General features: G+C 67.4%; 30 protein-coding genes and 4 pseudogenes. 17 read left to right on the top strand and 17 right to left on the bottom strand.

What is annotated here, in order from left to right; all coding sequences use genetic code 11:
• Positions 1–100: 100 nt before the first annotated feature.
• Complete coding sequence (locus tag ACFWDI_RS27685; RefSeq protein WP_385307798.1) at positions 101–865, bottom strand: crotonase/enoyl-CoA hydratase family protein; 765 nt, start codon at positions 863–865, stop codon at positions 101–103.
• Positions 866–1105: 240 nt separating this feature from the next.
• Here ACFWDI_RS27685 and ACFWDI_RS27680 point away from each other — a divergent pair.
• Positions 1106–1462: pseudogene (locus ACFWDI_RS27680) on the top strand (ATP-dependent DNA ligase); the annotation flags it as partial.
• A 193-nt stretch (positions 1463–1655) separates the two neighbouring features.
• Here ACFWDI_RS27680 and ACFWDI_RS27675 read toward each other — a convergent pair.
• On the bottom strand, positions 1656–2051 hold the full coding sequence (locus ACFWDI_RS27675) for a hypothetical protein (protein WP_385307796.1): 396 nt from the start codon (positions 2049–2051) through the stop codon (positions 1656–1658).
• Positions 2052–3230: 1179 nt separating this feature from the next.
• Between ACFWDI_RS27675 and ACFWDI_RS27670 the strand changes: the two genes are divergently transcribed.
• The 3 genes from ACFWDI_RS27670 to ACFWDI_RS27660 all read left to right on the top strand — a co-directional run bounded on the left by ACFWDI_RS27670 (position 3231) and on the right by ACFWDI_RS27660 (position 5006).
• Positions 3231–3635 (top strand): hypothetical protein, encoded by a 405-nt coding sequence (locus ACFWDI_RS27670; RefSeq protein WP_385307794.1) that lies wholly within the window; start codon positions 3231–3233, stop codon positions 3633–3635.
• Positions 3636–3919: 284 nt separating this feature from the next.
• Positions 3920–4645 carry an SDR family NAD(P)-dependent oxidoreductase gene (locus ACFWDI_RS27665; RefSeq protein ID WP_385307925.1) on the top strand — a complete coding sequence of 242 codons (726 nt, stop codon included), beginning with the start codon at positions 3920–3922 and terminating at the stop codon, positions 4643–4645.
• A gap of 10 nt (positions 4646–4655) precedes the next feature.
• Entirely contained in the window at positions 4656–5006 is a 351-nt protein-coding gene (locus ACFWDI_RS27660) for a MerR family transcriptional regulator (RefSeq protein ID WP_385307792.1), read from the top strand.
• Positions 5007–5170: 164 nt separating this feature from the next.
• Here ACFWDI_RS27660 and ACFWDI_RS27655 read toward each other — a convergent pair whose 3' ends face one another.
• The gene (locus ACFWDI_RS27655) at positions 5171–5662 is read right to left on the bottom strand and encodes an Imm21 family immunity protein (RefSeq protein WP_385307790.1); all 492 of its coding nucleotides are present in this window, start codon (positions 5660–5662) and stop codon (positions 5171–5173) included.
• A 526-nt stretch (positions 5663–6188) separates the two neighbouring features.
• Between ACFWDI_RS27655 and ACFWDI_RS27650 the strand changes: the two genes are divergently transcribed.
• From ACFWDI_RS27650 to ACFWDI_RS27630, 5 genes and pseudogenes are all read left to right on the top strand, one after another.
• A complete protein-coding gene (locus ACFWDI_RS27650) occupies positions 6189–6797 on the top strand; it encodes a DUF4328 domain-containing protein (RefSeq protein WP_385307788.1) in 609 nt (202 codons plus the stop codon).
• A 153-nt stretch (positions 6798–6950) separates the two neighbouring features.
• Positions 6951–7097 (top strand): annotated as a pseudogene (locus ACFWDI_RS27645) (Ku protein); the annotation flags it as partial.
• A 28-nt stretch (positions 7098–7125) separates the two neighbouring features.
• Complete coding sequence (locus ACFWDI_RS27640; protein ID WP_385307786.1) at positions 7126–7473, top strand: Ku protein; 348 nt, start codon at positions 7126–7128, stop codon at positions 7471–7473.
• Between the two features lie 13 nt (positions 7474–7486).
• Positions 7487–7672, top strand: a complete 186-nt coding sequence (locus tag ACFWDI_RS27635) for a hypothetical protein (protein ID WP_385307784.1) — start codon at positions 7487–7489, stop codon at positions 7670–7672.
• Positions 7669–7800: a hypothetical protein gene (locus tag ACFWDI_RS27630; protein WP_385307782.1), complete on the top strand. Its 132-nt coding sequence runs from the start codon at positions 7669–7671 to the stop codon at positions 7798–7800. The genes ACFWDI_RS27635 and ACFWDI_RS27630 overlap by 4 nt, the downstream gene beginning before the upstream one ends.
• Before the next feature lie 230 nt (positions 7801–8030).
• On the opposite strand, the gene ACFWDI_RS27625 is transcribed toward ACFWDI_RS27630, so the two are convergent.
• Entirely contained in the window at positions 8031–8156 is a 126-nt protein-coding gene (locus tag ACFWDI_RS27625; RefSeq protein ID WP_385307780.1) for a hypothetical protein, read from the bottom strand.
• A 153-nt stretch (positions 8157–8309) separates the two neighbouring features.
• Entirely contained in the window at positions 8310–9116 is an 807-nt protein-coding gene (locus ACFWDI_RS27620; RefSeq protein WP_385307778.1) for a nucleotidyltransferase, read from the bottom strand.
• A 497-nt stretch (positions 9117–9613) separates the two neighbouring features.
• Here ACFWDI_RS27620 and ACFWDI_RS27615 point away from each other — a divergent pair, with 497 nt between their 5' ends.
• Positions 9614–9967, top strand: a complete 354-nt coding sequence (locus tag ACFWDI_RS27615) for a hypothetical protein (protein WP_385307923.1) — start codon at positions 9614–9616, stop codon at positions 9965–9967.
• On the opposite strand, the gene ACFWDI_RS27610 is transcribed toward ACFWDI_RS27615, so the two are convergent.
• Entirely contained in the window at positions 9949–10401 is a 453-nt protein-coding gene (locus ACFWDI_RS27610) for a hypothetical protein (protein WP_385307776.1), read from the bottom strand. The two genes, ACFWDI_RS27615 and ACFWDI_RS27610, sit on opposite strands and share 19 nt — an antisense overlap.
• Before the next feature lie 96 nt (positions 10402–10497).
• On the opposite strand from ACFWDI_RS27610, the gene ACFWDI_RS27605 reads away from it, so the two are divergent.
• Positions 10498–11037 (top strand): winged helix-turn-helix domain-containing protein, encoded by a 540-nt coding sequence (locus ACFWDI_RS27605; RefSeq protein ID WP_385307774.1) that lies wholly within the window; start codon positions 10498–10500, stop codon positions 11035–11037.
• Positions 11034–11315 (top strand): annotated as a pseudogene (locus ACFWDI_RS27600) (DDE endonuclease); the annotation flags it as partial. The gene ACFWDI_RS27605 and the pseudogene ACFWDI_RS27600, both read left to right, overlap by 4 nt.
• Before the next feature lie 247 nt (positions 11316–11562).
• Here the strand turns inward: ACFWDI_RS27600 and ACFWDI_RS27595 are convergent.
• From ACFWDI_RS27595 to ACFWDI_RS27585, 3 genes are all read right to left on the bottom strand, one after another.
• The gene (locus ACFWDI_RS27595) at positions 11563–11811 is read right to left on the bottom strand and encodes a hypothetical protein (RefSeq protein ID WP_385307939.1); all 249 of its coding nucleotides are present in this window, start codon (positions 11809–11811) and stop codon (positions 11563–11565) included.
• Positions 11808–12056, bottom strand: coding sequence for a hypothetical protein (locus tag ACFWDI_RS27590; RefSeq protein ID WP_385307772.1), 249 nt, complete (start codon positions 12054–12056; stop codon positions 11808–11810). Before ACFWDI_RS27590 ends, ACFWDI_RS27595 begins: the two co-directional genes overlap by 4 nt.
• A 276-nt stretch (positions 12057–12332) precedes the next feature.
• Positions 12333–13064 carry an SDR family oxidoreductase gene (locus ACFWDI_RS27585; protein ID WP_385307770.1) on the bottom strand — a complete coding sequence of 244 codons (732 nt, stop codon included), beginning with the start codon at positions 13062–13064 and terminating at the stop codon, positions 12333–12335.
• A gap of 95 nt (positions 13065–13159) precedes the next feature.
• Between ACFWDI_RS27585 and ACFWDI_RS27580 the strand changes: the two genes are divergently transcribed.
• Positions 13160–14008 carry a LysR family transcriptional regulator gene (locus tag ACFWDI_RS27580; protein ID WP_385307768.1) on the top strand — a complete coding sequence of 283 codons (849 nt, stop codon included), beginning with the start codon at positions 13160–13162 and terminating at the stop codon, positions 14006–14008.
• Between the two features lie 214 nt (positions 14009–14222).
• Positions 14223–14402 (top strand): DUF4259 domain-containing protein, encoded by a 180-nt coding sequence (locus ACFWDI_RS27575; protein WP_385307766.1) that lies wholly within the window; start codon positions 14223–14225, stop codon positions 14400–14402.
• Here the strand turns inward: ACFWDI_RS27575 and ACFWDI_RS27570 are convergent.
• The 6 genes from ACFWDI_RS27570 to ACFWDI_RS27545 all read right to left on the bottom strand — a co-directional run bounded on the left by ACFWDI_RS27570 (position 14357) and on the right by ACFWDI_RS27545 (position 18494).
• Positions 14357–14818 carry a site-specific integrase gene (locus tag ACFWDI_RS27570; protein WP_385307764.1) on the bottom strand — a complete coding sequence of 154 codons (462 nt, stop codon included), beginning with the start codon at positions 14816–14818 and terminating at the stop codon, positions 14357–14359. The genes ACFWDI_RS27575 and ACFWDI_RS27570 overlap by 46 nt on opposite strands.
• A 103-nt stretch (positions 14819–14921) precedes the next feature.
• On the bottom strand, positions 14922–15098 hold the full coding sequence (locus tag ACFWDI_RS27565) for a hypothetical protein (protein ID WP_385307762.1): 177 nt from the start codon (positions 15096–15098) through the stop codon (positions 14922–14924).
• A gap of 127 nt (positions 15099–15225) precedes the next feature.
• The gene (locus ACFWDI_RS27560; protein ID WP_385307760.1) at positions 15226–15741 is read right to left on the bottom strand and encodes a DUF6233 domain-containing protein; all 516 of its coding nucleotides are present in this window, start codon (positions 15739–15741) and stop codon (positions 15226–15228) included.
• 414 nt (positions 15742–16155) lie between these two features.
• On the bottom strand, positions 16156–16662 hold the full coding sequence (locus tag ACFWDI_RS27555; RefSeq protein ID WP_385307759.1) for a hypothetical protein: 507 nt from the start codon (positions 16660–16662) through the stop codon (positions 16156–16158).
• 88 nt (positions 16663–16750) lie between these two features.
• Positions 16751–17455 carry a hypothetical protein gene (locus ACFWDI_RS27550; protein ID WP_385307757.1) on the bottom strand — a complete coding sequence of 235 codons (705 nt, stop codon included), beginning with the start codon at positions 17453–17455 and terminating at the stop codon, positions 16751–16753.
• A 439-nt stretch (positions 17456–17894) separates the two neighbouring features.
• On the bottom strand, positions 17895–18494 hold the full coding sequence (locus ACFWDI_RS27545; RefSeq protein WP_385307755.1) for a hypothetical protein: 600 nt from the start codon (positions 18492–18494) through the stop codon (positions 17895–17897).
• Between the two features lie 446 nt (positions 18495–18940).
• Between ACFWDI_RS27545 and ACFWDI_RS27540 the strand changes: the two genes are divergently transcribed.
• Entirely contained in the window at positions 18941–19660 is a 720-nt protein-coding gene (locus ACFWDI_RS27540; protein WP_385307754.1) for a hypothetical protein, read from the top strand.
• 1070 nt (positions 19661–20730) lie between these two features.
• Here ACFWDI_RS27540 and ACFWDI_RS27535 read toward each other — a convergent pair.
• Positions 20731–21876, bottom strand: a complete 1146-nt coding sequence (locus tag ACFWDI_RS27535; protein WP_385307752.1) for a hypothetical protein — start codon at positions 21874–21876, stop codon at positions 20731–20733.
• 890 nt (positions 21877–22766) lie between these two features.
• On the opposite strand from ACFWDI_RS27535, the gene ACFWDI_RS27530 reads away from it, so the two are divergent.
• Positions 22767–23303 carry a hypothetical protein gene (locus tag ACFWDI_RS27530; RefSeq protein ID WP_385307750.1) on the top strand — a complete coding sequence of 179 codons (537 nt, stop codon included), beginning with the start codon at positions 22767–22769 and terminating at the stop codon, positions 23301–23303.
• Between the two features lie 45 nt (positions 23304–23348).
• Positions 23349–23747, top strand: a pseudogene (locus tag ACFWDI_RS27525) (transposase); the annotation flags it as partial.
• Here the strand turns inward: ACFWDI_RS27525 and ACFWDI_RS27520 are convergent.
• The gene (locus tag ACFWDI_RS27520) at positions 23713–25044 is read right to left on the bottom strand and encodes a cytochrome P450 (RefSeq protein ID WP_385307748.1); all 1332 of its coding nucleotides are present in this window, start codon (positions 25042–25044) and stop codon (positions 23713–23715) included. The pseudogene ACFWDI_RS27525 and the gene ACFWDI_RS27520 overlap by 35 nt on opposite strands.
• Between the last annotated feature and the right edge of the window lie 165 nt (positions 25045–25209).

Genomic DNA, 25209 nt, shown 5'->3' with positions numbered 1-25209 from the left:
CGCGAAGACGGACTTCGAACTCCTGCGCATCCGCGCCCAGATGGCCTGGACGCTTCGGCACCGCACGCGGGACGGCTGCCGTGCTGGGAGCGGAACGGTATCAGGGTTCGCTGAAGGACCCGTGCCGTCCCGCCCCGGCCGAGAACCGGGCTGCGCCCTCCAGGCTCTGCGTGAGCACGCTCGTCCCGTGGCGAAGTTCGCCCCGCATGGCGGCTTGCTCGTTCAGGCCCTCCTGGTCGAGTACGGAGCTCCGGTCGGCCCGGAGGCAGGCCTGCGGGAAGCGGGCGATCAAGGCGGCCAGGGCCTCGGCCTCCGCGCGTGCCCGGCCAGGTGGGACGACACGGTTCGCGAGCCCCATCTCGTGCGCCTCGGGGGCCGCGACCGGACGGCCGGTCAGGATCATGTCTATCGCGCGGCTGGTGCCGATGAGGCGGGGGAGTCGTACGGTGCCGCCGTCGATGAGCGGTACGCCCCAGCGACGGCAGAAGACCCCGAAGACCGCGTCCTCCTCGGCGACCCGTAGATCGCACCAGAGTGCCAGCTCCAGACCGCCGGCGACGGCGTGGCCCGCCACTGCCGCAATAACCGGCTTGGACAGCCGCATCCGCGTGGGACCCATCGGCCCGTCGCCTTCTTCGGTGACGTGGTTGCTGCGTTTCGTGCCGAGTGCCTTGAGGTCGGCGCCCGCGCAGAACGTGCCGCCCTCGCCCCACAGGACCGCCACCCGGGCCGTCTCGTCGTCCTCGAACGCCCTGAATGCGTCGGCGAGTTCGGCCGCCGTCGGACCGTCCACCGCGTTGCGGGCCTCCGGGCGGGAGAGGACGACGGTGGTGACGTGTTCCTGGCGTTCGATCCGGACTGGCATCGGGCGGACCCCTTCGTGTGGTTACGTCAGCAGGCTACTCCCGAGTCACTCGTCGACGGTCGCTCATGAGGTAACTGTGCCTTGCACTGCTGTGCGCTGCCGCGCGGGTATCGATGCACGTTTCAAGAGGCGTCGCAATCCGGATCTTCCGGTCCAGTCCTGGACTGCGCAGGACACCGCCCCACTCCGGACTACCCAGGGCTGAGACACGCGCCAGTCATCACCAGTGTCAACGGCCCGGTGTCTCATGAGACACACCAAAGTCTGGAGGCCGACGGCTTCCGCGCGCTTCTGTTCACTCCGGACCAGCTGGGCGGGCCGACGCTGCTGCAGTCGCGGCGCGGGGCACTGATCCAGCGGCATTTCCCTGATCTTGTCATCGCCGCAAGGCAGCTGCCGCACGGCCTGGTCCTCGATGGCGAGTTGGTGGTGTGGTCGGGAGACCGGCTGTCGTTCGAGGCGTTGCAGCGCGCCGCCTCATCGGGCAGCCCCACCGTGGCGCAGCTGGCGGTGGCGATGCCTGTGCACTTCATCGCCTTCGACGTCCTTCAGGCCGACGGACAGGAGCTTCCCCACGAGCCGTACGAGCGGCGCAGAGCAGCCCTGCACGTCGCGGGAATAGGGAGCGGCTGGTCCGGCCGGAGCCCCCGCTTGGGGGCGCCGTCCGGCAGTATCGGCTCAATTCGCGCCCACTGCACATTAGTTAACTACACGTCCAGACCAACGAGCCCACCCTTGGAAGGCGACGTTCTGGCCGCTACCGTTACGGCTACCGCCAGCGCCAGCCAAGCTAAACCGAGAACCGCCACCAGGAATCTGCCTCAGCGCGGGCCACTTCTGCGTCGTACTCGCTCGCGTCGAAGTCGAACTCCAGTGGCCGGGCCTCCAAGTGGGGAACCTGCCAGTCCGACCATTGGACGACGTTTCCGATTCGCTGCACGACCACAGAGAGGAAGCCGCAGCAACCCCCGGTGCACTCCGGCTCGCCCAACTGCAGCCGGCGCGGCTCGCGTGTCGCCCGTAGCGGGCTGGGGAGACCGAAGGGCAACGCTTCTGCCGCAAGCGGTCCGCGGCACCCAGTGCCAACCGCCTGTTCCACGACGTCCTCGCCGTTCACCCAGAAGCGCAGCTGGGCAGGGAAGCGTGGCCCCGGCGGCAGCACGGTGATCTCCAACCGATCGAACATCAGGCCACCCTACGGCCCGCCTCTTGCACCACCTGACGGTGACGAACGCGCCCGTGAGCATGCAGGGTCGCCGGTCACGAGCGGCCTGCCCAGCGATCCGGCCTGCCGGAGGCTGCGCGAGCAGAGCGAGCCACCCGAAGGCAGCGGTGAACGGGGACCGGCCGCCGATCTTGGCTCCGCGTACCGCCCAGATCGACACCAGCCACCCGGCGATCGGCACCGGGCCCAGCCACGACCACCACAGATACGTCTTGATCAGCAGCACGGCGCCGCCGCCCATCACCAACAGTTGTGCGGGGGTGTACGGGCCGAACCAGATCACCCAGTCGCCCAACTTGCCCAGCACCCAGGGATGCCGTCGCGCGGCGGTGTAGACCCGGGCGACCCGCGGCCGCTCCGCGGTGGGCGCGCTCACAGGACACCGCCCCGGCACACCCGGCAGTCGCTCCGGCTGCGGGGAGACCACGTCGGTGACCGCCCCGACGTCCGTGGCCGGATTGGTGACCTCGTCCTCGAAGAGCTTCGCCAACGTCCCGCGGGAGTTGTAGATGCCCAGCGCGAGCGCGAGACCGATCAGGGCACCGATCCCGGCCTTGAGGCTGACCTTGCGGACCACGGTGATGACGACGATCGCCACCGGTGCGACCTACAGGCCGGCGCTCCGGCAGGGGCAGCGGATCGCGGGCTTTGCCGTGACCGCCCCAGTGGGCCCGCTGAGCAGGAAGGCGCCGCCCGGCCCGGCTGCCGTTCGGCTCGGTCACGCACGGAGTTTCCTTCCGCGCGCGACAGCGTTGTGTGGTGGTAGATGGTTGGCTTGTCGTTCGGATGGACGTCGATGGCGCTGATGCGAACGGCAGCGCGGACGCTGGGCAACGCGGCGAGGGAGATCGGTGGGTCGGCCGGGTCACCAGCTCGGCGATCCGGTTGCAGCGTGCGTACGGGTGCAGTCGGGGCGGCCGCAGATCGGGCAGCGGGAGGCCCTTCTTGACGAAGACGAACACGATGCGGTTCGGTGCTGTGGCGCAGCCTCGTTGTCTGGCTGAGCATGTGAGACCGGAGACCGTAATCGGTGAGTTCAGAGAGTCGTCGATGACCTGGCGCCCTGAAAATGTCGGTAGGAACTGAGAGCACCGGAGTCGGTTTGGTGGCTGGCGGCCCAAGCTAAGGGTGTGGAAGCCAGTGGAACAGCGCGTCTGGGTGCGGGATGATCTGCTTGTGGAACGAGTCATTGATCTTGATCAGGCGGTCGCATCAATTGCCGAGCGGGCCGCGCGATGGCTAGGGGCTGGTCTCACGGTTGGGCAGGTGACTTGGCGGGACGAAGCCGCCCCGTGGCCTCAGCGGCTTGAGACTGACAGGGCACTCGTCCGTGATCCTGACTCGATCGGCGTTCTCATCTCCGGGCCGGCGGACGCTGAGCTGTCCGTGGTGCTGTTCCGGGGCGGCTGGGCTGATGTCGACTTCGTCGCCAGCCTCGACGACGCCGGAACGCTGCCCGCATCCGGCATCGATTCGGCAGCGGCATTCGGCACCCAGCTCGATCAGTGGGTGCCGTGCGTCTTCGGGAACCGCCGCGATACGTAGAGCTGGAGGGACTGACAGCCACCTGCGATAGGCCACCTCGCTGTCTTGCGATGCCCAGGTGTTCGGTCGGCCGCAGCCCGCTGTCTCCACCACTGCGTACGAACCGCCACTCACGGCGACTTGGCCAGTCCCGCTCCTTCAGAGACAGTTCGCCAGTCGAGTCCGGTCGCGCATCAAGTTCGGCTTTGATGCCTGATGCCGTCCCCCGCCCCTTGACCTTGACGCCAGGGTCAAGGCTTAGCGTCCCGACCATGGAAGAGACGAACACCCTTCACGGCCGGGCAGTGCTCATCACCGGGGGAGGCACCGGGATCGGCCGTGCGACGGCCCAGCAGTTCGCTGTTGCGGGCGCCGAGGTTCTTATCATCGGCCGGACTGCCGAACGCTTGGCGGAGACCGCCAAAGAACACCCGCGCATTCGCACGTTCGTGGCCGACATCGCCGCGCCGAACGCCCCGGTCGACATCGTCGCCGCCGCGGTCGACGCGTTCGGCCGCATCGATGTCCTGGTCAACAACGCCGCGATCACTCGTCCGGCTCCGCTGGAGGCGATCGACCGGAAGGTCGCCGAGGAACAGCTCGCCACCAACCTTCTCGCCCCGGTGTTTCTCACTCAGCATGCTCTGCCACACCTGGGGGCCGGCAGCACCATCGTCAACGTCACATCCAATCCGCCCCACTATGGCTGGCCGAACAACTCGGTCTACGGCTCCACGAAGGTGGCTCTCGACTTCCTGACCCACACGTGGGCTGTCGAGCTTGCGCCGCGCGGCATTCGCGTTGTGTCAGTGGCCCCTGGGGTGACGGCGACACCGGTGCTCAGCCACGCCGGTTTCGCGGACGAGCAGATGGCCGCAGCGGGAAAGGAGCTTCGGGCCCGGATCCCGCTTGGGCGTATCGCCCGACCGGAGGAAATCGCCTGGTGGATCGTCAACGCGGCGCGCCCCGAGGCCAGCTATCTCACCGGTGCGGTCATTCGTGTCGACGGCGGGCTGAGCACGGGTGGATGAAGATAGAGCGATGCTCATCGGAGAACTTGCGAACGAGGTCGGCACTACCACCCGGGCACTGCGGTACTACGAGCAGCAGGGCCTGCTCCACCCCCGGCGAGCGCCGAACGGATACCGGGAGTATGACGAGTCGAAGGTCGCCCAGGTGGGCAACATCAGGCTGCTCCTCTCGCTCGGCCTCACCGCCAATGACGTCCGCGCCTTCCTGCCCTGTCTCGATCAAGACATCGCCGACGGTCCCATCTGTCCCGCGAGCGCGCGGGTCATCGCTCGGAGGCTCACGGACGTGGAGGAGAGGATCGCCGCATTGGACATCGTCCGCCAACGCCTCATCGAAGCACTGGCCCAGGCCAGCGGCTAGGTGTATTGACCTACAGCGTTGCTCACGCGGCTGATGGGTGGCTGGCCTGCGAGTGCGGTGTGGCCGCGGTCGGCGGCGAGAGGGCTACAGAGGCGCCGCCCGGGGACTCGAGGTCGCCGCCGACCGCGTCATGCGGTCGGCTGGGGACAGCGCGGCGCGGGGCCCTACTCCGCGATCAGCTGAACGACACCAACCCAGGGAGGGTCGTCAGTCGTTTGGAACGCACAGACTCTCCACCGGTCTGCTGGTACGGCGACCAGGGTCTGCTCCGGCAGGCGGGAACTGTCGGGGTACGGCGTTGCGAGATCGGCTCCGGCCTCGGCGGAATCCATCAGCACCGCCGGACCGTCCGTTTCCCACACCCCACTGTCTTCCCACGCGGTGCCCGGGGCATCGAGCATCGCCTCGGCGGCGGCGAGAAGCCTGGCCTCGGAGTCGGCGGCGAGCCAGCGCAGGAAGACATTGCGTCCCGGCAGAAGGCAGCTTGTGGCCGGCTCATCGCTCATGACCAGTGCTCGAGTGCCGTGTGTATCCACGGCGATCACCGCGGTGAGGTCTTCGACCGCGCAGGCTCGGTCATAGTCGTCGGGATCATCCGTCCCGCCGACGATCATTCCGGCCTCTGTGCAGCCGCCCCACTCCTGAACTGCCGACACCGGAATCACGATGAGCGGACCCCCATGGACTCGACCCACTTCAGCCCGGGCAGCGCGGGGCAGATGGGGGGATGAGCATCGTCGGAGACGTTCATGGGGCCAGTGTGCCCCTGCCCTCTGACAGCACCCGTCTGGATGCCCTCCCCTCCATCCTGAGGACAAGCGTGTAAGCCTGGGGACCCGCCCCCCAGGGCCGGCATGGCAGTCCTTCCAGGCACCGGCCGCTCGCTGGGCTGAGCTGCGGATTCGTGCTGGACGGCGGCCGGGCAGGAGGCATATCGTCCGTGAGCGGTCGCACGGCGTGCGGTCCCGGTTCCACGACGCCTCTGGGGGAGGGGCGTCATCGCGCCCGTGGGGGGTCTGCTCAGCCATGCTCTGCTCGAACTGTCGGAAGAACACAGCCACGACCGGTGACGGCCTGTGCGACGGCTGCCCGGCCGTCCCGCTGGTGGACCTCACCTTGCCGGGACGGCCCGCGGAGCGTCGGCCGGGTGTCCTGCGCTCGCCTGTAGGGCTCTCCTACGCCGTGGTCGCACTGCTCTGCATCGTCGTCGCGGCCGACGTCTTCTCCCTGTTCGCCGCGGCCGGCCTGCGGAACCTGATGGGCACGGCTTATTCGGTGACGGACCTGGAGCAGGCCCTCTCGGTGACGGATGCCGCCGGCGTCGTCCAAGGGGTCGCGCAGTTCGCGACTGCCGTTGTCTTCATCATCTGGTTCCACCGGGTGCGGGCCAACGCCGATGTGTTCGCGCCGGATCTCCAGCGCCGCGGGCGGGGCTGGGCGATCGGCGGCTGGTTCGTCCCGATCGGGAATCTCTACCTCCCGCGCGCGATCGCAGCCGACATCTGGGCGGCCAGCCGCCAAGACCCGTACGGCATGGGGAAGCAGGAGCCACACACCATCATCAACGTCTGGTGGATCGCATGGCTCGTCGCGAATCTGGTCAACGGCATTGCGGGCGCTCAATACGACATGGCCCAGACGGCCGACGAGTTCCTCGCTGGCGCTGACGCCTTCATCGTCGGCTGCCTTACCGACATCGGCGCCGCGCTGCTGGCCGTCGTCGTCGTGCAAAGGCTCACACGTATGCAACTCACCAAGGCGGTGCGGCGAGCGGAACAGGCCGCAGTATGAGGCCCGCCCCCCGGGGGGCGGGCCGACTCGCGCGCCTGGCTGTACCCGAGATCCTCGCAGATCCGCAGCGATCGAGGCTGGGCCGGCAGTCTCATACCGACCGGTGGATGTCGTCGTAGGCTGACGGTCTCGGGGCTGTCACGGAGGTTGGTCATGCCCCGCCCCATCTGGTCCGGCGCCATCCGCTTCGACCTGGTCACCATCCCTATCAAGATCATTAACGCGGCTGGGGACCACTCGATCAGTTTCCGGCAGATCCATCTCGAGGACATGGGCCGCATCCGGTATCGGAAGGTGTGCGAGCTGGACGGCAAGCAGCTCGCCGATCATGAGATCACCCGCGGGTACGAGGTCGACAAAGGACACCATCGTCGCTACCAGCGACGAGGACCTGGAGAACATGCCGCTGCCCACCGCGAAGGCTGTCGAGATCGCAGCGTTCGTCCCTGCGGAGAGCATCGACCCGGTGCGGATCGGCGCCTCCTACTATCTGGAGGCGGACGGCCAGGTCGCCGCCAAGCCGTACAAGCTGCTGTGGCAAGCTATGGAACGCAGCTCCAAAGTGGCCGTCGCGAAGTACGCGCTGCGCGGCCGCGAACGGCTGGGACTGCTCAGGGGCCAAGGCCGACGGGAAAGCACCACCGACGGCCGAAGGAGAACAGCCGCCGACCGGTGAGGTCGTCGATCTGATGGCTGCGCTCAACGCCTCCGTCCAGGCCGCGAAGGAATCCCGCGGCGAGACCGGCGAGGACGCCACCGTGCACGACATCCCCAAGAAGCGCGCTGCGAAGATGACCACCGCCGAGGCCAAGAAGACCCCGGCGAAGAAGGCCCCGGCCAAGAAAGCGAGCGGGCACAAGCGCCGCAGGGCGTGAGGCTCTCGCACATCACCCCTCCGCTGGCGCCGATGCTGGCCCAGGCCGTCGCGCAGCTCCCCGGCCCCGCGGCGCTGCCTGCCGGAACGGTGTTCGACCCCAAGTACCACGGTTTTCCAGACACCTGAAGATGTCTCATTCGGGTGAATCTCCGGAACTGCCCCTCATCGTGGCGAAAACGCTGAGCTCGCCCTACCGGGCAGGAGGAACCTGGGCCTTGAGGAAGATCCGGAATTCCGATACGCGGGACACCGCGCTACTCGGCATTTTCGACCCGGTGGATCGGCCACAGGCACTTCTCGTGCAGCTTCCCGATGATCGGACCGTGAAGATCTCGCCGCGCTTGACCGCAACGCAGTCACGACAGGTCGGCGAGCTGGTACACGGTCGCCTGGGAGAGCTGACGGACCACCCGGACCATGGGCCCGTACGGATGCTCACCGACCTTCTCCTCGTCGAACTGCGCCAGGCAGCCGGACGCCACGAGACCGCCCGTTTCGTACGTGTTCGGTCCTATGGATGAGCATCGGGCACCTGAGCGGCACCCTGAGCCGGTGGCCAGCTCGCAGGATGGGATCTCGGCCTTCGCGGATTCTGTGCAGAGTCACCTTGCGAATTCCAGGGGAAAGGTGCCGTTTCAGGGGCGGGGTGTTTTCTCGCCGTGCACGACTGTGTATTCGGCGGCGAGCCAGGGGCCCAGGTCGTCGATGAGCATGCTGAGTACTGCCGTATCGGCCGAGGGGGTGCGGCCGGTGGCCGCGGCGATGCGCATCTGGTCAACGCGCTCAGGGTAGTAGCGGCGGAAGAGTTCGGCGGACTCGTTGAGGTCGCTGGTCCAGCCGCCCCAGCGGGGCATGATCAGAGTGAATCCTGTGCGCACGATGCGGCGGGCTACGACGCGGCTGAGAGTCTGGTGGTCGGCAACCGTGGCGGCTTCGGCGCCTCGGGTGTGCCAGCGTTGCAGCGCGAGGGCGAGGTCGCCGTTCGTTTCGCGGGCGAGCAGGGCTGTAGGGCGGTAACGGGGCAGTCGTTTAGCGAGGTCGGCACCGAGCAGCGGGGTGCACAGGCAGGCGATGAAGAACCCGCCATCGTGGCGTTCGAGGTCGCTCAGCAGAGCGCGCGTGCTGGTGAGCAGGATGCCGACGCCATCAATCTGGGGGAATGAGCGGTCGAGTGCGGCCTCGATCGCTTTGGCGTCATCGCGGTCGGCTTCGGAGGGCTCGTGGTGGAGGGCGAGCTGGAGGTCGAGGTCGGAGACTCCGGGTGTGGAGGTGCCGCGCGGGATGCTGCCGTAGATGTAGGCGCTGTGCAGCCGCGTGCTGTCGAACGTCTCGGTGATATGAGTGCGGGCGGCCTCGACGACGGGGGTGAATGCTGCTGGCACTCGGTCCAGTGCGCCTTCGCGTGCGATCGTTCCGTCGTGGTCCAGCCCTCGTTCGCTCATGAGGTCACTGTGCCTTGCACTGCTGTGCGCTGCCGCGCGGGTATCGATGCACGTTTCAAGAGGCGTCGCAATCCGGATCTTCCGGTCCAGTCCTGGACTGCGCAGGACACCGCCCCACTCCGGACTACCCAGGGCTGAGACACGCGCCAGTCATCACCGATGTCAACGGCCCGGTGCCTCATGAGACACACCAAAGTCTGGAGGCCGACGGCTTCCGCGCGCTTCTGTGTGTCCGATGACAACGGACCCGGCCGTCGCCCAGGAATGGCTGGAATCCTGGAGGGAGGTTCAGGGAGTAGAGGGCATTTTGCAGCCAGGGTTTCGTGTTGACCGATTGACCACCATGTTGCCGGTCCGCAGTTCTACCTATCACGACCGCCTCTGTCCCTGAGCCCTGCGCAGGTCACGCCGAATCCTGTAGCAACGCCTGCATTCGGTCTCTACAGTCGCCACATGGCCACCGAGGAGAGAGCCCAAGTCCGCCCGACATCACCGTGATGCTCAAAGAGCAAACCAGTGCCTGCAAGGCAGCACGCGACGCCATCGCCGCCGGCGGCGAGGTAGTGCTCTACGACGGACAGCCGCCACAGTGGATGGTCGTCGGCATCGCTGCGACAAGGCTGAAGCGGTCGTTGAAGATCGGCCTGACGACCCTCGGCCTCGACGAGACCGTTGAGATCCTCCGCGCTCGGCACCGCGACGAGCAATTGCGTACCGGCAACATCGTCGCAGCAGACCGATCTTGGTTCTTCACCCTGTACTTCGACTCCACCGGGACCGAGCTCTTGGCATGCAGCGGCCTCAAAAACGAGCGTCCCTCGCAGGGGAATGGTCAGGAGCTCCAGCTGTAGAGGCCGCCACCCGTGTCCACCGCAGACGCTGCAAGCCGGGCAACTCCCTGCAGGACCTCCAGTAGATCATCGTCGGTCATGTCGTCCCCGTCCTCAGACCGGACCCGCGTGGTCCAGCGGCCTGCAAGCTCTTCCAGCTCGGCGGAGGTCGCGTTGTCCAGCGCCCGGGTCGGCCGCTGCGGCAGAGCGACCAACTCAACGCCGTCGTTCAAGGGGGCAGTGACCCACTCCGGCCACGCCCACCCAAGGAGCTGCTCAACCGGCGGGGCCTCGGCCGAAGGCTCCTCGAAGTACATGTCCCATTCGGCGATGGCACTGTCCGGCTCAATGAAACGGCAGGTCACTGACTCAAAGGCCTCACCAGGTCCCCGCAGGCGCGTCGCAGCAGCGGTCGCGTCGTCGGCGGCGAGGAAGAACACTATGTCGTGGGCCATCTGAGCATGTGTGCCGGGACGCGCTACTGAACTTGATCGGGTGATGTCGGGCCGTTCTCCGGACGGCGTGGGGGCGGCTTCGGTAGTCCTGTTGCGGTGAGATACGCGCAGGGTGGTGGCTTGACCGACGCCGAGAGGGCCGCGCGGGAGCGTATTCGGCACGAAGCCGTGGCTCGGTTCGAGGGCGGGGAGGGGAACCGGGATATCGCTGCCGCGTTGCGGGTTTCGGAGCGGTCGGTGGAACGCTGGCGACGCCAGTGGCGCGATGAAGGCCTGGCTGGGGTGGCATCCAAAGGATCGCCTGGTCGGCCCCGACTGTCTGATGTGCAGATGGCCAGGCTGGAGCGGGAGTTGGAGCGTGGCCCACTGGCAAACGGGTGGGCTGATCAGCGGTGGACCCTGACCCGGGTGAGGACACTGATCGGTCGACTGTTCCATGTGTCCTACACGGTCGAGGGCACCTGGCGGTTGCTGAAGCGTCACGGCTGGAGCTGGCAGCAACCAGCCCGGCGTGCGATCGAGCGTGACGACGATGCGGTTGAGCTGTGGAAGCGAGAGGTGTGGGCGCGGGTAAGAGCACCGCGGCGGCGAACAGCGGCTGGGTGGTCTTCGAGGACGAAGCCGGCCAGTCGATGACGCCGCCGCGTGCCAGGACCTGGGGCCGTAAGGGCAGTACCCCAGTCGTTCGTGTGCGCGGACGGGGCTCGGGCCGCGTGTCGATGGCGGGCATGACCTGCTACAAGCCTGGTGAGCGGTCCCGTCTGATCTACGCGATTCGCGAGTGCCGGGGCCGCAGGGACCAACCCAAGGGCTTCGGCTGGAAGGACTACCGCGACCTGGTCCTCCGCGCCCGTACACAGCTCGGCGGGCCCATCGTGCTGGTGTGGGACAACCTGCGCATGCACCTGGTCGCGCCGCTGCGGGAGTTCTTCGAGGCCAACGCTGACTGGCTCACCGTGTTCCAGTTGCCGACGCGCCCCGGACCTCAACCCGCAAGAGGGCATCTGATCGCTGGTCAAGCGCGACATCGGCAACCTCGCCGCCGCCGACCTCGGCCAGATCACCCGAGCCGTGAAGCGCAAGCTCAAGATGCTCCAGTACCGGCCGGAGGTCATCGACGGCTGCCTGGCGGGCACGGGCCTGTCCCTGTCGGCGTGAGCGTCAGAAGAAGCCGAAGAAGCGAGCCCACCAGGTGGGCCGCTGAACATGCGAGGGCAGTCGGCTCGGCCCGTCGTAGTCGCTCTCCAGTAGTTCCTCGGCAACCACTACATAGCCGAGCTCGACCAACGCCCGGTTGACCTTGGCAAGGTCAGCGCCGTCCAGCTCTCCCTCGGTATGAGCTTCCTCCGTTCCGAGGAAGGCGCCCGGGTTGTCCGCGCAGACCAGCGCTAGTGACCCAAACTTGCTCACGCAGACGACGATCCGGGTTCCGCATACGGTCGCGTCAGCCGGCACGACGACGCGTCCGTACTCGCTGGAGTCCTGAGTGTCCTGCTCATCCGTGCAGAGAGCTGCGAAGTCGCCTTCGAGTCGGTCAGCAGACCACCGAAGCGGGCTGCGGTCTCGCCACGGTCGTAGTGCTGCGGCCACTCCAGCCACCCCGGATCATCAAGCCCGCGCAGCAACGCCAGCAGATCCGCTTCGCTCTCGGTCATACGCCCATCTTGCCGAGCCAGCCACAGGTGGAGCGGCTCGGGGTGCCACCAGACTCCCCGTCCCCGACATCACCCATTCAAGTTCAGTAGTTGGAACCGTATGGGTGTGGTGACCTGGCGGTTCGAGCCTCGCGGGACACGCTGGTTGGAACCAAACGGCCAGGCTTCTTGGAACCTGCGGTGAATTGCCATTCATGCGGGAACCAGTATCGATAGACCTGTTCGAGACGCGCGGGCGAAGCCGCCTCATCCGGCGGCTGATGACTGCCGTGCACATCACCAGGGCACTACGCCGGCGTCTTCGAAGAACTTGCCGGTCGGGCCGTCGTCGGGCAGGGTCGCGAGTTTGATGGCGATCGCCGCGCCCTGTTCGGGGGTACGCACGCCGCGGAAGCCGTTGAGGTCGGTCGCGACGTAGCCAGGGCAGCCAGCGTTGATCAGGATGTTCGTGCCGTTCAGCTCCCGGGCGTACTGGAGGGTGACAGCGTTCAGGAACGTTTTCGACGGCGCGTACGCCACGGCCACCGGACCCGTCGTCTGCTCAGCAGCGGTTCCTGACTGCCGGGTGAGAGAGCCGACACTGCTGGACATGTTCACGATCCGCGGTGAGGCGGAGCGGTGCAGCAGCGGCATCATCGCGTTGGTGACGCGGATGACGCCGATCACGTTGGTCTCCACGACCGTCCGGATGGTGGCGGGATCGACTTGGGTGGGCTCCTGCGGCATGCCGCCGGCGATGCCTGCGTTGTTGACGAGCACGTCGAGGCGCCCAGCCTGTGCCTCGATCAGCCGTGCGGCGGCGGTCGCGCTCGCGTCGTCGGTCACGTCCAGCGGTACGCCGAACGCGTCGACGCCGGCCGCGCGCAGTCTCTCCACCGCGGCCTTACGGCGCTGATCGTCGCGGGCGCCGACGCCGACGCTCCAGCCGAGGGCTCCCAGGCCCGCGGCGATCTCGTAGCCGATTCCCTTGTTCGCGCCGGTGACCAGCGCAATCGTTCGTTCAGTCATAGGGACCATGCTGCCCTCGGGCCCCGGCGGGGGTCCAACACCGATTGGGTGGGCAGCGATACCTTCAGGGTATGGATCTGAAGTAGCGTGGCCGTATGGAGACCCGGGAACTGCGATACTTCGTCGCTGTCGCTGAAGAGCTGCACTTCGGGCGTGCCGCGCAGCGGCTCGGGATCGCGCAGCCGCCTTTGTCACGGGCGATCCAGCAGCTCGAACGCCGACTCGGGGCAGTGTTGTTTGATCGGACCAGCCGCACTGTCACGCTGACCGAGGCCGGCTCGGTGCTGTTGGTCGAGGGCCGGGCGGCCCTCGAGGCGGTCGACGCTGCGGAGCGACGGACCCGCCGTGCCGCCCTTTCCGTGACCGGCCGTCCCGGCCTGGTCCTGGTTACGAAGGCCAGCGCGTCCAGCGAACTGCTGGCGAAACTGCTCGACGCGTACGCTGCCGAACCCGGCGCGGTCCCCGTCGAGGTCATCCTGTGCGGCCCGGCCGAGCAGGCACGACTCCTGCGCGAGGGCCGGGCCGATGTGGCGCTGCTGCACCGGCCGTTCGACTCGACGGCCGGGTTCCACACCGAAGAGCTCAGCGCGGAGGGCCAGGTTGCGGTCCTGCCGGCCGGGCATCCGCTCACCGTCCGGGCCCATGTGCACATGGCCGACATCACCGGGCTGCCGGGCCTGCCCCTGCCACGCTGGCCCGATCCCGACGGCACCTACCCGCCCGGCCCCGGCCCGCAGGTCCGTGACCACGCGCAGTTGTTGCAGCTCGTCGCGCTCGGCCGTGCTTGCGCGGTCTCACCGGAGTCGTGCCGAGCTCAACTGCACGGTGACCTCGCGGCCGTGCCCGTGCTGGACGCGCCGACAGTCACCACCGTGATCGCCTGGCCATCGCACAGCCGGTCCAGAGCCGTCGCCGACCTTGTCCGGACTGCGACACATCTCTAGCCAGTAGTTCCCACATGCCTGGCCAGGTTCCACCTGTCGTGTCCCGGCTCAGCATGATGGCAGCCCGCCGAGCTGACGCGGGTGACGGATATCGAGGCCAGGTGACATCTGTCTCGACCAGTCACATGCGGCTGAAACCCCGCTCTGGACTGCACGGCTTCTGTCAGTGGCCTCTGTCAGGATGCCCCGGTCAACACCGTGATCAGGAGAGACCATGGGCACTTGGGACGTCGGCCCCTTCGACAACGACACCGCAGCGGACTTTGGCGGTGACCTTGATGAGGTAGCTGAAGGCGAACGTGAGGGCATCGTCCGCAGTGCTCTCACACGTGTGATCGACACCGCGGCCTACCTCGAAGCAGGCATGTGCCCGGCACGCACCGCCCACCGGTAGAAGGCGTCCACCCCCGCCACTTCGCGGTTCCACGTCGACCCGGCGATGCGCGGCCCGTCGCCGTCCCGGCGCCGCCAGGCCAGGTAGGCGAGGTGGTCCTCCTCGGCCGCGTCCCGCCAGCCCTTACAGCGCCGCGACACCCACAGGAACGTCAGGAACGCCGCCAGGTCCCGGGCGTAGCCGAACTGGGTGTTCACCGCGTGCATCCGCATCCCCGGCGTCTGAAAGAAGCGGTTCAGGACGACGTCGTACTCGAACACCGGCGAGACGAGGAACGGCGTCCCTGCCTCCAGGCCCACCTCGCGCAGCCACTCCGCCCGGTTCGCCGTCAGCAGCCGTACATCGAAAGGAACTCCGTCCCGAGGGAGGTCGAACTCCTCCACCGTGGCCCGTACCCGCCACGCGTTTACGATCATGGCGCTAGGTATAGGTTAGTGACCGACTGCGCACAAGGCTTGGTCATCAAGGGCCTCGGACGAACTCCTTTGCTACGTGGGCCCCTTGGTGTACGGGGCCGGATCAGCGTCTGCGGCTCCGGCCGGACCAGCCGCTCCCTATTCCCGCGACGTGCAGGGCCAGCAGTGTCAGCCCGATCAGCATGATGTCGCTGGAAGTGAAGACGTCGTTGGTCGAGATGTCCGCGGCGTTGATGAGGAACGCGATGAAAAACAGCACGGCTGCTGCGATGCCAAGCATGAGGTTCTCCGCTCGATCAGGTGAGGACCTTGTGCCCCGCATTGCGCGGCTGAGACATGCCGACCGCCGGAGAATTCGACCCATCGGGGAGCGCGCGCCGGGAGTTGGGCCTCGGCTGCACCATCGGCTACATCAGGGGTGGGAGAGTTTCGGCGGCGCCGCACTTCGTGCACACCCTCGTGCCTGGCTGCCTGACCACAGTCAGCGCTTGGTCGAGGTCGAGGATGTCGCCGTCATCCGCGTGTTCGCAGTCATGGACGTGTACCACGTTCCATCCAGGCCGGCCACGCTCACGCGGGAGCCGCTCGATTCTCCACGCTCCCGCGCCCTCCACGGCCTCCACGACGGGGGTGGCGGCGGGCACCGGCTCCAGCCGCTGCGTCGGCGCGTCGACGGGCGGCGCCAACCCCTGTGCCGGAACGTCGTCGTAGACGATGCCTTCCAGCAGGCGGACATAGTCGGCGGGCACCCAGACCATGTACTGGGCGGGTTCCACCCATTCGTCCGCCGTCGCCTGCCACGTCGGCAGGCTGACCTGGTACATCCACGCCCGCTGCGTCTGCAGCCGTGCGTGGAGGAGGCCGTTGAGCTCCTGGCCGTCGGGGAGAACGACCAGAATCGGCGGAAGCGGGGCTGTATTCATCTCACCACCACAAGACGTTGCCTCGGTCGGCGAGCCGGAGGTCCCTGCTCCGACCCGTGCTTCCCCGTCTGCTCCGGGTTCAGACCCTTAACCCCGTCGCCACGGTGGCGTTCACGACTGCGCGATGCCCGAGGAGGGCTCCATGAGCTCGCCGCTCGTTGGACCGAGGGGCTGAGGCGTTCAGACGAAAATGACATGACCGACGACGATCCTCTGGCGATCCTGCAGGGGGTTGCTCGGCCCGCGGCGGCTGCCGTCAGCACTGGCGGCGGCCTCTACTGCCGGCACTACTGACGCTGGAAGACGCGGAGAACAGCTGTCCCAGCTTCCGGCTGCGTGCCAACTGGTGCCACTCAAAGAAGCACGGCTATCCGATAGAGCCATGCCGAAGCTGCCGGGTGCTGGTCAAGAAATTCAGGCTGGATTTTCTGACAGGCAGGCGTTGGGTGGTTCGTTCACGGCTTCGGGTCGGCCGTTGGCTGTCCGCAGTGTCTTGCCGAGGGCCTGTGAGATGGCGGCCTGCCAGCGGGGATCCTCGTCGTGGTGTGTCCGGATCATTGTGAAGGGGGCGCTGCTGTGTAGCCCGTCGGGGTTGAAGTTGGGGGAGTGGTTTCCCAGCATCAGTTCGGCGAGGACGGGGAGGTCGGCGATGCTGCCGAGGTTGGCCAGCTCCGGGCAGTGGCTGGTGAACAGACTGTGCAGTGTTGGGAGGCCGTGACCGGTGCCGAGCGTGCGCAGCTGCGGGCAGGCCTCCACGCTCAGGATCTCCAGCGATGGGAGGCCGGCGAGCCGGTCGAGCCCGTCGAGCGTGACCAGGTACTCGAAGTCCCGGACGGTGAGTTGGCGCAGCGAGGCGGAGCGGGGGAGCAGGGACGTGTCCGTGAACTGCGGGAGTTCGGTGAGGATCAGCCTGTCCAGCATGGGCGGCTCGGCGAGCGCGGACAGATCCCGTACCTGGGGACTGCCGCTGACGTTGGCCTGTTCGAGCGACTGCAGTCCTTCGATGCCGTCAAGTGAGCAGTTCGGTGAGGGTCGTGAGGCTCGCGAGATGGGTGAGGTCGCGGATGCGGGTCTCGGCGAGGCCGAGGCTACGTAGGCGGGTGAGCCGCACGAGTGGGGTGAGGTCGGTGATCGCGTGGCAGCGGTTCAGGTCGAGAGCGGTCAGGCGGGTGAGTCCAGCGAGTGGTGTGAGGTCGCAGACGGCGCCGTGCTGCAGGTTGAGGGTGGTCAGCTCGATGAGGTTGGCAAGGGGGGTGAGGTCGCGGACGTTGCGGCAGCCGTCGAGGTTGAGGTCTGTGAGGTCGATGAGCGCGGAGAGTTCGCCGAGGTCGGTGATGTCCTTGCGGCGGTACGCGCGGAGGGTGCGCAGTGTCATCAGGTGCCGTATGCCCGTCAGGGGGAGCTTCCGGCCGAGGTCCAGTTCGGTGCGATTCTCGCGGGCGAACGCGGGAGCCAACAGCAGGCGGGCGAAGGCGTCTCGATCCGGGGAGTCCCGCCACAGTGGCAGTAACTTGTCCGACGGCGGCTCGGCGATCTCGGCGAAGCGGGCGACCAGGACGATGGCGGCTTCGGTGGCTGGGCCGGTCATGGCGGCCAGCTCACGGACGGCTCTCCATGCCCGGGATGTGGACGGCGGCTTCGTGGGGTCGTCCAACAGGCCTTGCAGCGCGGCTAGTTGAGGCAGTTCGTGGGGCGCGAAGAGGTTTGTGGTCATTTCCGGGACTCTAGTGGCGTGCGCTGACACCGCCTTTGCAAGTCTTCCCGTCCCGGTCCGGAAGGAGTCTGGCCGACCAGCCCCGTTGGGGCGCGTCTCACCCCATTGAGCTCTCCGTACCCGTGCAACGCTGTCCTCTGGACGGGTTCTGCACTCTGGGGGTTCAGCCAGGGTGAGGCCAAAACCCACGACGCCCCTGTCTGAGCGGGGCCGCCCGTGACCGATGGTCAGCCACCCGCGCGGTGTGCGCCGGCCCGATCCCGAGCCGGCGCACGGTCAGGGTGAGCGGCTGCTGCCCGGTGACACGGTAGCTCCGGCGCGCCCCGCCGAGCGAACCCGCCGTTCGGCGACTGCGGGCAGGTGCACACGTGCTGCCTGTGCGGCTGGTGACCGCTGCACGTACCGGCCCGCTGGCGGCCCGATGCGTGGGTATGTCCGTTCAGGAGGCTTGGGCAGTGGGGGGCTTGCCGTGTTGCGTCTGTCGGACGCGTTCGATCTGCATGCGGGCGGCGGAGTTGAGGATTCGTGGGTCGGGGGCGCGGTAGTCGTGGGTTTTGGTGTTGATGTTGACGGACAGTACTACCGGACCGGACTGGGCGATGATGGTGGCGCTGCAGGCGTTTTCCATGACGCAGCCCTGGGCGGCGAAGGCTTGATCGGCGCCGGTCATGGTGATGGGGTCAACGCCGCCTTTGTACTGGGTCTTGCTGAAGGCGAAGTGGTCGATTGCGTCGGCGGTGCTGGTGTAGGAGCTGATGGTGAAGCCGACGGCTCCGTCGAGGTCGGGCGCCTGGTAGCCGGAGGTCCCGTATGCGATACGTCCGTCGTCCTGGGCTGTGCCGCCTCGCCTGGGGGTTCCTGCTGCCACCCACCCATCCGGAACGTCCTCGGGCCCGGGGAGCGCCACGTCGACCTGCTTGAGCCGCAGGACCTTGATCGCGGATGTCGGCGACGAGGCCGGGCGGGCGGCCGCGCCGGCGGCCGGGGCATCGCCTTGGCCCGTGCTGCATCCGCAGGCGATGAAGATGCCAACGGCCACCGTAGCGGCAGCCCGGAGCCATGACCCGTTCCTCACGCTGTTCCCCCCTCTGAGCATTGGTCCCTGTCCCTGCGCTCGCCAGTATGGTGTGCTGCGCGCCCACTCCTGTGCGCGGGCCCCGGCCTCGGCTGGGAGAGCACGCAGCGTCCTGAGCTGCTTTGGCGGCCTGAAGGATACGGATCGGATCGGCGAGTTGAACTGGCGCGCCTGGCCGGCTCCGTCTGCTCTCCAGCCGGCAGAAGCTGCACATCAACGCCACTGGCGGGGCGGTGTGCTGGACGACCGAGACACGCTCTCATTCCCTACGGTGGCCATCCCTTCACCCACGCCGTCCGAGCCGGAGAGGACGGGGGCGGAAAGATGTCCTCCTGGAAGCGGGACTGGCCGATCTCCCATCCGCGTCCCGTCGACGGCGCCGACCGGATCGACAGACAGGAGACATCAACATGACCGCGTCAAGGGCGCCCCTGCCCCGGGACAGCCTGCGGGTGAAGATTGTCGTGCAGCGGGTGCGGCTGGGAGGCACGGAATACCGTGTGATCCGGCCGGCCAGACCACTGAAGAACGGGGCGCTTTACAGGACACGTGGCTCGTACGACATGTATGTGGACCGGACGGAGGGCAGGCGCATTGGCACCCTGTGGCTGCTCGCAGCGCGATCGCCGCGATCTTTGGTCTACTTGCCGATGCGCACTGCTCCGGCCGCGCCCGGTATCGGCTGGGAAGACGAGCAGCCACTCGACCTCGTGCTGGCCCCCAGCGCAGTGCAGTTGCGTCCTTCCCGCTGGAAGCGGCTCAGAGAGCGCCTCAACGCGGGGAATGCTCCCCGGGAGTTCCGCACCGCGAGCGTGCCGGAGCGAGACCTGCCCGACCTTGAGTCTGACTCCATCGTCCCGGACAACCCGAAGGAGGCGAACGAGTTCCTGCTCCGCCAGCACGTCTACGCCGAGACGCTGCTCCTGACCGGCGGCACCGCGGCGTTCCGGGAAGGAGCCAAGGAGATATTCGCCGCCACGAAGGATGGGCCGCCCCATGCGGCGACCAGACATCACATTCCCGGCGCCTGCAACTACCACGTTTGCCGAGGCATGTACGACTGGGACGAACTGACTGCGCACAACTGGGAACAGATCCATGTGGAGTTCTGCCCGCAATGGGCAAGATGATGGGTCAGGCAACGGCTTTCTCGCCGTCGATCCGGCAGGCGGGCCCTCATCACATCCCGGTAACCGTAAGTACGGGATCCCCTGACTAGTTGCTGCCGCTGCGCTGGTCGCTGACCTCGGTTGATCCGCTGATGTGCCGGGGCCGCTCGCGTGGAGTCCGGGCGAGTGGGCCCGGGCTGTTGTTGGGCGGGCGTGCCGCTGTGTGCCGCCGCAGCGCCGGCATGGCGGTACGGGGGCCTGTGGCCGTCGCAGTATCAGCGCGTGGCGGCGACGAGCATGGCGATGAGGGCGATGATCGTCGTTACAGCGTGGGACGCAAGCGAACCAGCGCGCCGAGCGTCAGGGCCAGGAGCAGGGTCACCATGACGACGACCACAGCGAGCATGAGCGTGAACAGCAAGGGCATCGGAGGATCCTTCGGGTTTTTGGCGTACGGCCTGCACGCGCGGGGTGGAGCGGTCGTGCAGCCTCAGATGCCCCCCTTCGGCGGGGTCTTTTGCTGTCTGGATCCGAAGGCCCCCGACACGTCGTGCCGGGGGCCTTCGCGTGTTTGTGTGAGGGGGAGTCAGGCGGACATGAGACTGGGGCGTTGGCCGCTTTGTTCATCCCGCTCGTGCTGGGGGCGTGGCGGCCGTCGTCATCGTCGTTCACGTGGGCACCGCCGGCCGTGGCGGGGGGTGGAGCGGGCCCGTCGTGAGGATCTGCCCCACCTGGTGCGTGACCGTGGCAATACGCTGTCGCTGTGCCCAGCGGAGGTGTCGCGTGAGGGTCTGGTGGCCGCGGTGGTCCGCTGCCGCAACGACGACATGGAACCGCCGACCCGGGGAAGGCCGATCGCCTGGTGGGCAAGGAGATCAAGGCGTTGGAGGACCGATTCTGCCGGACTTCACTGGAGGGGCTGTGGCGGGCGCCCCGGGGAACGGGCAGCCTCCGCATGCCGGGCGCCTGTGCGGATGGGGGTAGTCGGCGGTGATGGTCCCTCGCGAGCGTTCACGAAGGACCATCACCGGCAGAATCGGCGGAGATTCCCGATCAGAGCCGGCGGCGGGTCGGGGAGTGGTCGGGCTGGATCAGTTGACGCACCCGTGTAGTGGTGTGGGGCTGCAATTGGTGGGGCGGTTGTGTACTACACGGCTGGAGATCAGGATCACCCTGTCCACGCGGTCGTCCCCGCCCAAGATCCCGCCGGGGGCCCGCTGGGAGGAGTTGTTGTCGACCGAACTGTCCCGGAGAGTCATGAGATTGAACGGTTCGACGAAGATGCCGCCGGCTACGCCGTTGGCGCCGGTGGTGGTATTGCCGTGGACACGGCTCCGGTTGAGCCTCGCTGCACTGCCACCGGTCTGGTAGATGCCGCCGGCCGAGACGGCCGCCGTGTTGCCGCTGACGGTCGTGTCGTTGAGGTCCACGCTGGTGAAGGCGCCCTCGTTCTCGGCTACGGTGATGAGCAAGCCGCCTGCCGCAACACCCGCGCGATTCCTGGTGATCTTGGTGTCGTTGACGACCACGCTGGGGCCGCCCACGACGAGGCCGCCGCCCTGGCCATCGGCACTGTTGCCGCTGATGGTGCTGTGTGAGTACGTCGCGATGCCGTCCACGTGCCACACTCCGCCACCATCGTGCGCGTGGTTGCCCCTGATGACACTGTTCCGGATGGTGAGCGAAGAGTCCTCCTGTTTGCTGAACAAGGAATAGTGGTTGATGCCTCCGCCGAAGCCGTCGGTACTGTTGTCGACAACCTTGCATCCGTTGAGCGTGAGCTTGCTGCCGAACACGCTAATGCCGCCGCCGTTGCCCGGGTTATCCGCACTGCTTTTCACTGAGCGGCCATTGCGGATGGTGACGTCGTGGAGGGTCAGGTCTCCTTGTCGGGGAAAGCCGATCTCATCGGGGGCGCCGACCTGGAAGATGCGGAATGCTGTCGTGGAGCTGCGCCTGATGGTGCTTCCGTTGCCGTAGACAGTGATCTTGCTGGTGATCACCGGCAAAGCGTTGCCCTCGTTGTCCGGCGTCGTGATGGTGTACGTGCAGCGACGGGCGAGGCTCAGCGTGCCGCCACCGGCGTCATTCGCTTTCTTGATCGCGTCCTTGAGGGCCTGCTCGTTGCAGCGGACCCGATCGCCGTGGTCGGCGTCGTCGGCGTGAGCGATGGCCGGAACGCCGAGGACGGCTGCGACCATCATCGCCGCCCCGGCAAGAGCCCTGAATCTCGACATGCACTCGCCCTTCTGAGGATGGACGGGGCACACCAATCCGAATCGGCTCACCGATGCGCCTCGAATATTTTGGGGTCTTTAGGCGCAATTTATGCGTTAGGCATCGTTTCCGTGCTGCGGCGTGCCGCTCACTCCTCCATCTGTGGAGGGGCGTACGGCCGTCCACTCGAGACGGTGGCGAAGCCTTCACCGGTATCTCACCGCCGCCCGGCAGCCTTCTGGGCTGCCGCGGTTCGGGTCGGGCCCGCCGGGTCATCAGAGTGATGAGTGACCAGGTCAGATGGGCTTGACTGCGCTGCGGAAGGCGTTCGTAGTCCCTTGCGGGCATCACGGAGTCGGCACCAAAGCGGGCGCGGGCACCGTTCGGAACGCACGTTTTCGATCTCCATTTTCGATACTTCAAGTACGCCCTCGGGCTGGACCTGGAGGACCGGGGCTTTGACTTCTCGGTGCTGTCGGCTACAAAGCGGTCTATCCCGAGGAGGTCATCAACGGCCACCGGGCCTTCATCACCCGCCGTCGAGCCCTCCGTCCCGCCGGAGAGTGCAGAGTGCCGACCGATGGGAGTGGGAGGAGTTCCTCGGTCACTTCGAGCGACGGAAGGTCGCCCTGGGAACCTGCGGAAGAGCCTTCAGCACCCCGTGCATCCATGAACACTCCTGCCTGCGATGTTCCCTCCTGAGACCGGACCCCGAACAATGCCACCGCCTCGTGGAGATCCGCGACAATCGCCCGCATCGAAGAGGCCCACTGCGAGTGGTGGTTTGGAGAGGTGGAAGGTCTCAAGGTCAGCCTCGCAGGGGCCAACGACAAGCTCGCCCAAATCGATCGCCGATCCCAGAACGCCACTACCGTCGACCTTGGTTTTCCACCGTCGGAAGCGAGGAACCTTGAGCACGGACGCGGACTACAACGGGTCGATCCGAGATCTCAGCACCTGGACGATCGAACATCTCGAAGCCTTCGCTGCCGGTCAGCGAGTACAGGGGCTGGAGCGGGTCCGGATCATCGCTCAATCCCGCGCCTACCGGGCTCACCAGCCGAGGCTCGTCCGCCTCCGCTGGGCCAGGCTGTACTTGCGCGCCAACGAACGGCTGCCCGGCGACGGCCCGTGGGACCAAGCCCGCAGGGCCCGACAGGAGTTCGCTCTGCGCACATGGATCATTGAGCATCTTGGCCCCGATACGGAGCCAGCCTGGGACCCAGAGGCCCTCGTTGCCGACACCCTTGCAGCACTCACCCTCGATCCCGGCCAGGTCCGCACGATATCCGCAGGCTGGCGTGACCTCCCGATTGAGCAGATCGGCGAACTGCGGCGGCACAAGAACCTGACGGCGCACTTGGACCGACTGGTCGACTTCCTGCCGCCCGGACCGACCAAGGAACGGCTTTTCGCCTGGATAGCGGTGCGTGAGCACCTGCCGTGAGCCAGAGCGGCTGGCTTACGAGTATGCAATCGCACGTTCAGAGAAGACTCACAGAGCGTGAAACCCGCCGAGACTGTCGGCAAGAACTCCCGCGGCTACGACGCAGGCAAGAGGATCAACGGACGCAAGCGCCACCTGGTGGTCGGCACCCGTGGCCTGCCACTGCTGGTCATGGTCACTCCCGCCTCGCTCAGTGACCGCGACGCGGCCAAGGAAGTCCTCTTCCGCCTCCGCCTCGTGCACCCCGAGATCACCGTCGTCTGGGCAGACTCCGCCTACGCAGGCAAACTCGTGACCTGGGCAAGGCAGTACCTCAACCTCACCATCAAAACGGTCAGCCGCCCCAAGGACGCCTCCGGGTTCATCGTGCTGCTGCCCTTCCTCTGTGCCGTTCCCCTCATGGCCCACTTCAGGTGCGTGGCGGTTTCAAGGTCGCTGGGGTGGGGCCGTCGGGGCGGACGGTGATGCCGTACGCCGCCTTCGTGGGGTTGGAGGAGAAGGCCAGGGTGTGGACTGGCAGCAGGTGTTCGAGCAGGACCGTCGATTCGCGGAGCGCGAATTGCAGACCGAGGCAGGCGCGGGGACCGATGCCGAAGGGGAAGTAGGCGCCTGGGTGGGCAGGCCGGCCGTCCGGGGTGATGAAGCGCCGAGGGTCGAAGTGCTCTGGGTTCGGCCACAGCTCAGGATCGCGGTGCGTGAGGTACGGGCAGATCAGGATGTCGGTGCCCGCCTCGACGGTGTAGCCGGCGAGGGTGTCGTCCTCGGTGGCGTGGCGGGGCAGGATCCAGGCGGACGGGTAGAGCCGGAGCGTCTCGTGGACCAGAGCCTGGATGGCCTGGCGGCGTTGCGCCGAACCTTCGTCGCCGGCGGAGAGAGCTTGTTCGCGGGCGGCGGGGTACCGGTCGAGAAGCAGGTAGAGCCAGGTCAGGGTGGTGGCGGTGGTCTCGTGCCCAGCCACGAGCAACGTGACCAGCTCGTCGCGGATCAGCCGGTCGGTGTACCCGGGGCGCTCGTTGGCGGCGTCGATCAGGACGTGAAGCAGGCCCGGGCCGTCGGGGCCGACCGCCCCGCCGCGGGCGGCCTCGATGGCGCGCCGGGCGACCGCGTCGATCCGGGCGAGATCGGCGGCAACGGCGTCGTGGGCGTCGGTGACATCAGCGGGCAGCGTCGGAAGGGCGGCTGCCACGGCTGCCACGGCGGCCAGTTCGCGCTCGGTCCCGTCATCGAGGGGATGCCCGGTAAGAGAGCGCCAGATGGCGTCCAGGGCGAAGCGGCGCATCTCCCGCCCGACATCGAGGGTTTGCCCGGTACGGGCGTACCCGCCCCAGCGCCCGGCGGTGGTCCTGGCAGCCTCAGTGATCCGCTGTTCGTAGCGGCGCATCCCGGTACCGGTGAACTGGGACTGCAACACGCGGCGTTGGCGCTTCCACGCCGCACCGGTGGCGGCGAGGACTCCGTCGCCGATCAGCAGACGGGCGCGGTGGGAGCGCTTGACGTACCGCTCCGGGTGCCGGGCGAGTACGTGCTGGACCGCCTGCGGGTCGGTGACGAGAACGGTGGGGGCCGGCCCGAGGCGGAACACGGCGATGCTGCCGAACCGCTCGCGCACCTGGGACAGCAGCTCGACCAGTTCACCTCCCCCCGAACGCCACCGCTGCACGAGTCCAGGCCCGGCTTCGGGGACCGGCCGCCCCGTTCCGGGAACGTGCGAAAGGGAGCCGAGACTGGCTTCGGGGTCCATGATTCTTCTCCTGGTCAACCGCTGTGCTTGGCCGTAACGGCGCACCGGCACCACGGACTGTACGGGAGCAGGCGCACCCGGTGACAGCCCGCCTCGGCATAGCCACTTTCCGGGAACGCCCCGGATCCTGCGACCCTTCCGCCGGGAAGCCGGCCCGGGGCGCAG

This window comes from Streptomyces sp. NPDC060064 (assembly GCF_042736455.1).
GTDB lineage: Bacteria > Actinomycetota > Actinomycetes > Streptomycetales > Streptomycetaceae > Streptomyces.
The sequence above is the reverse complement of the archived record's forward strand: the minus strand, read 5'-3'. Positions and strand labels throughout refer to the sequence as shown.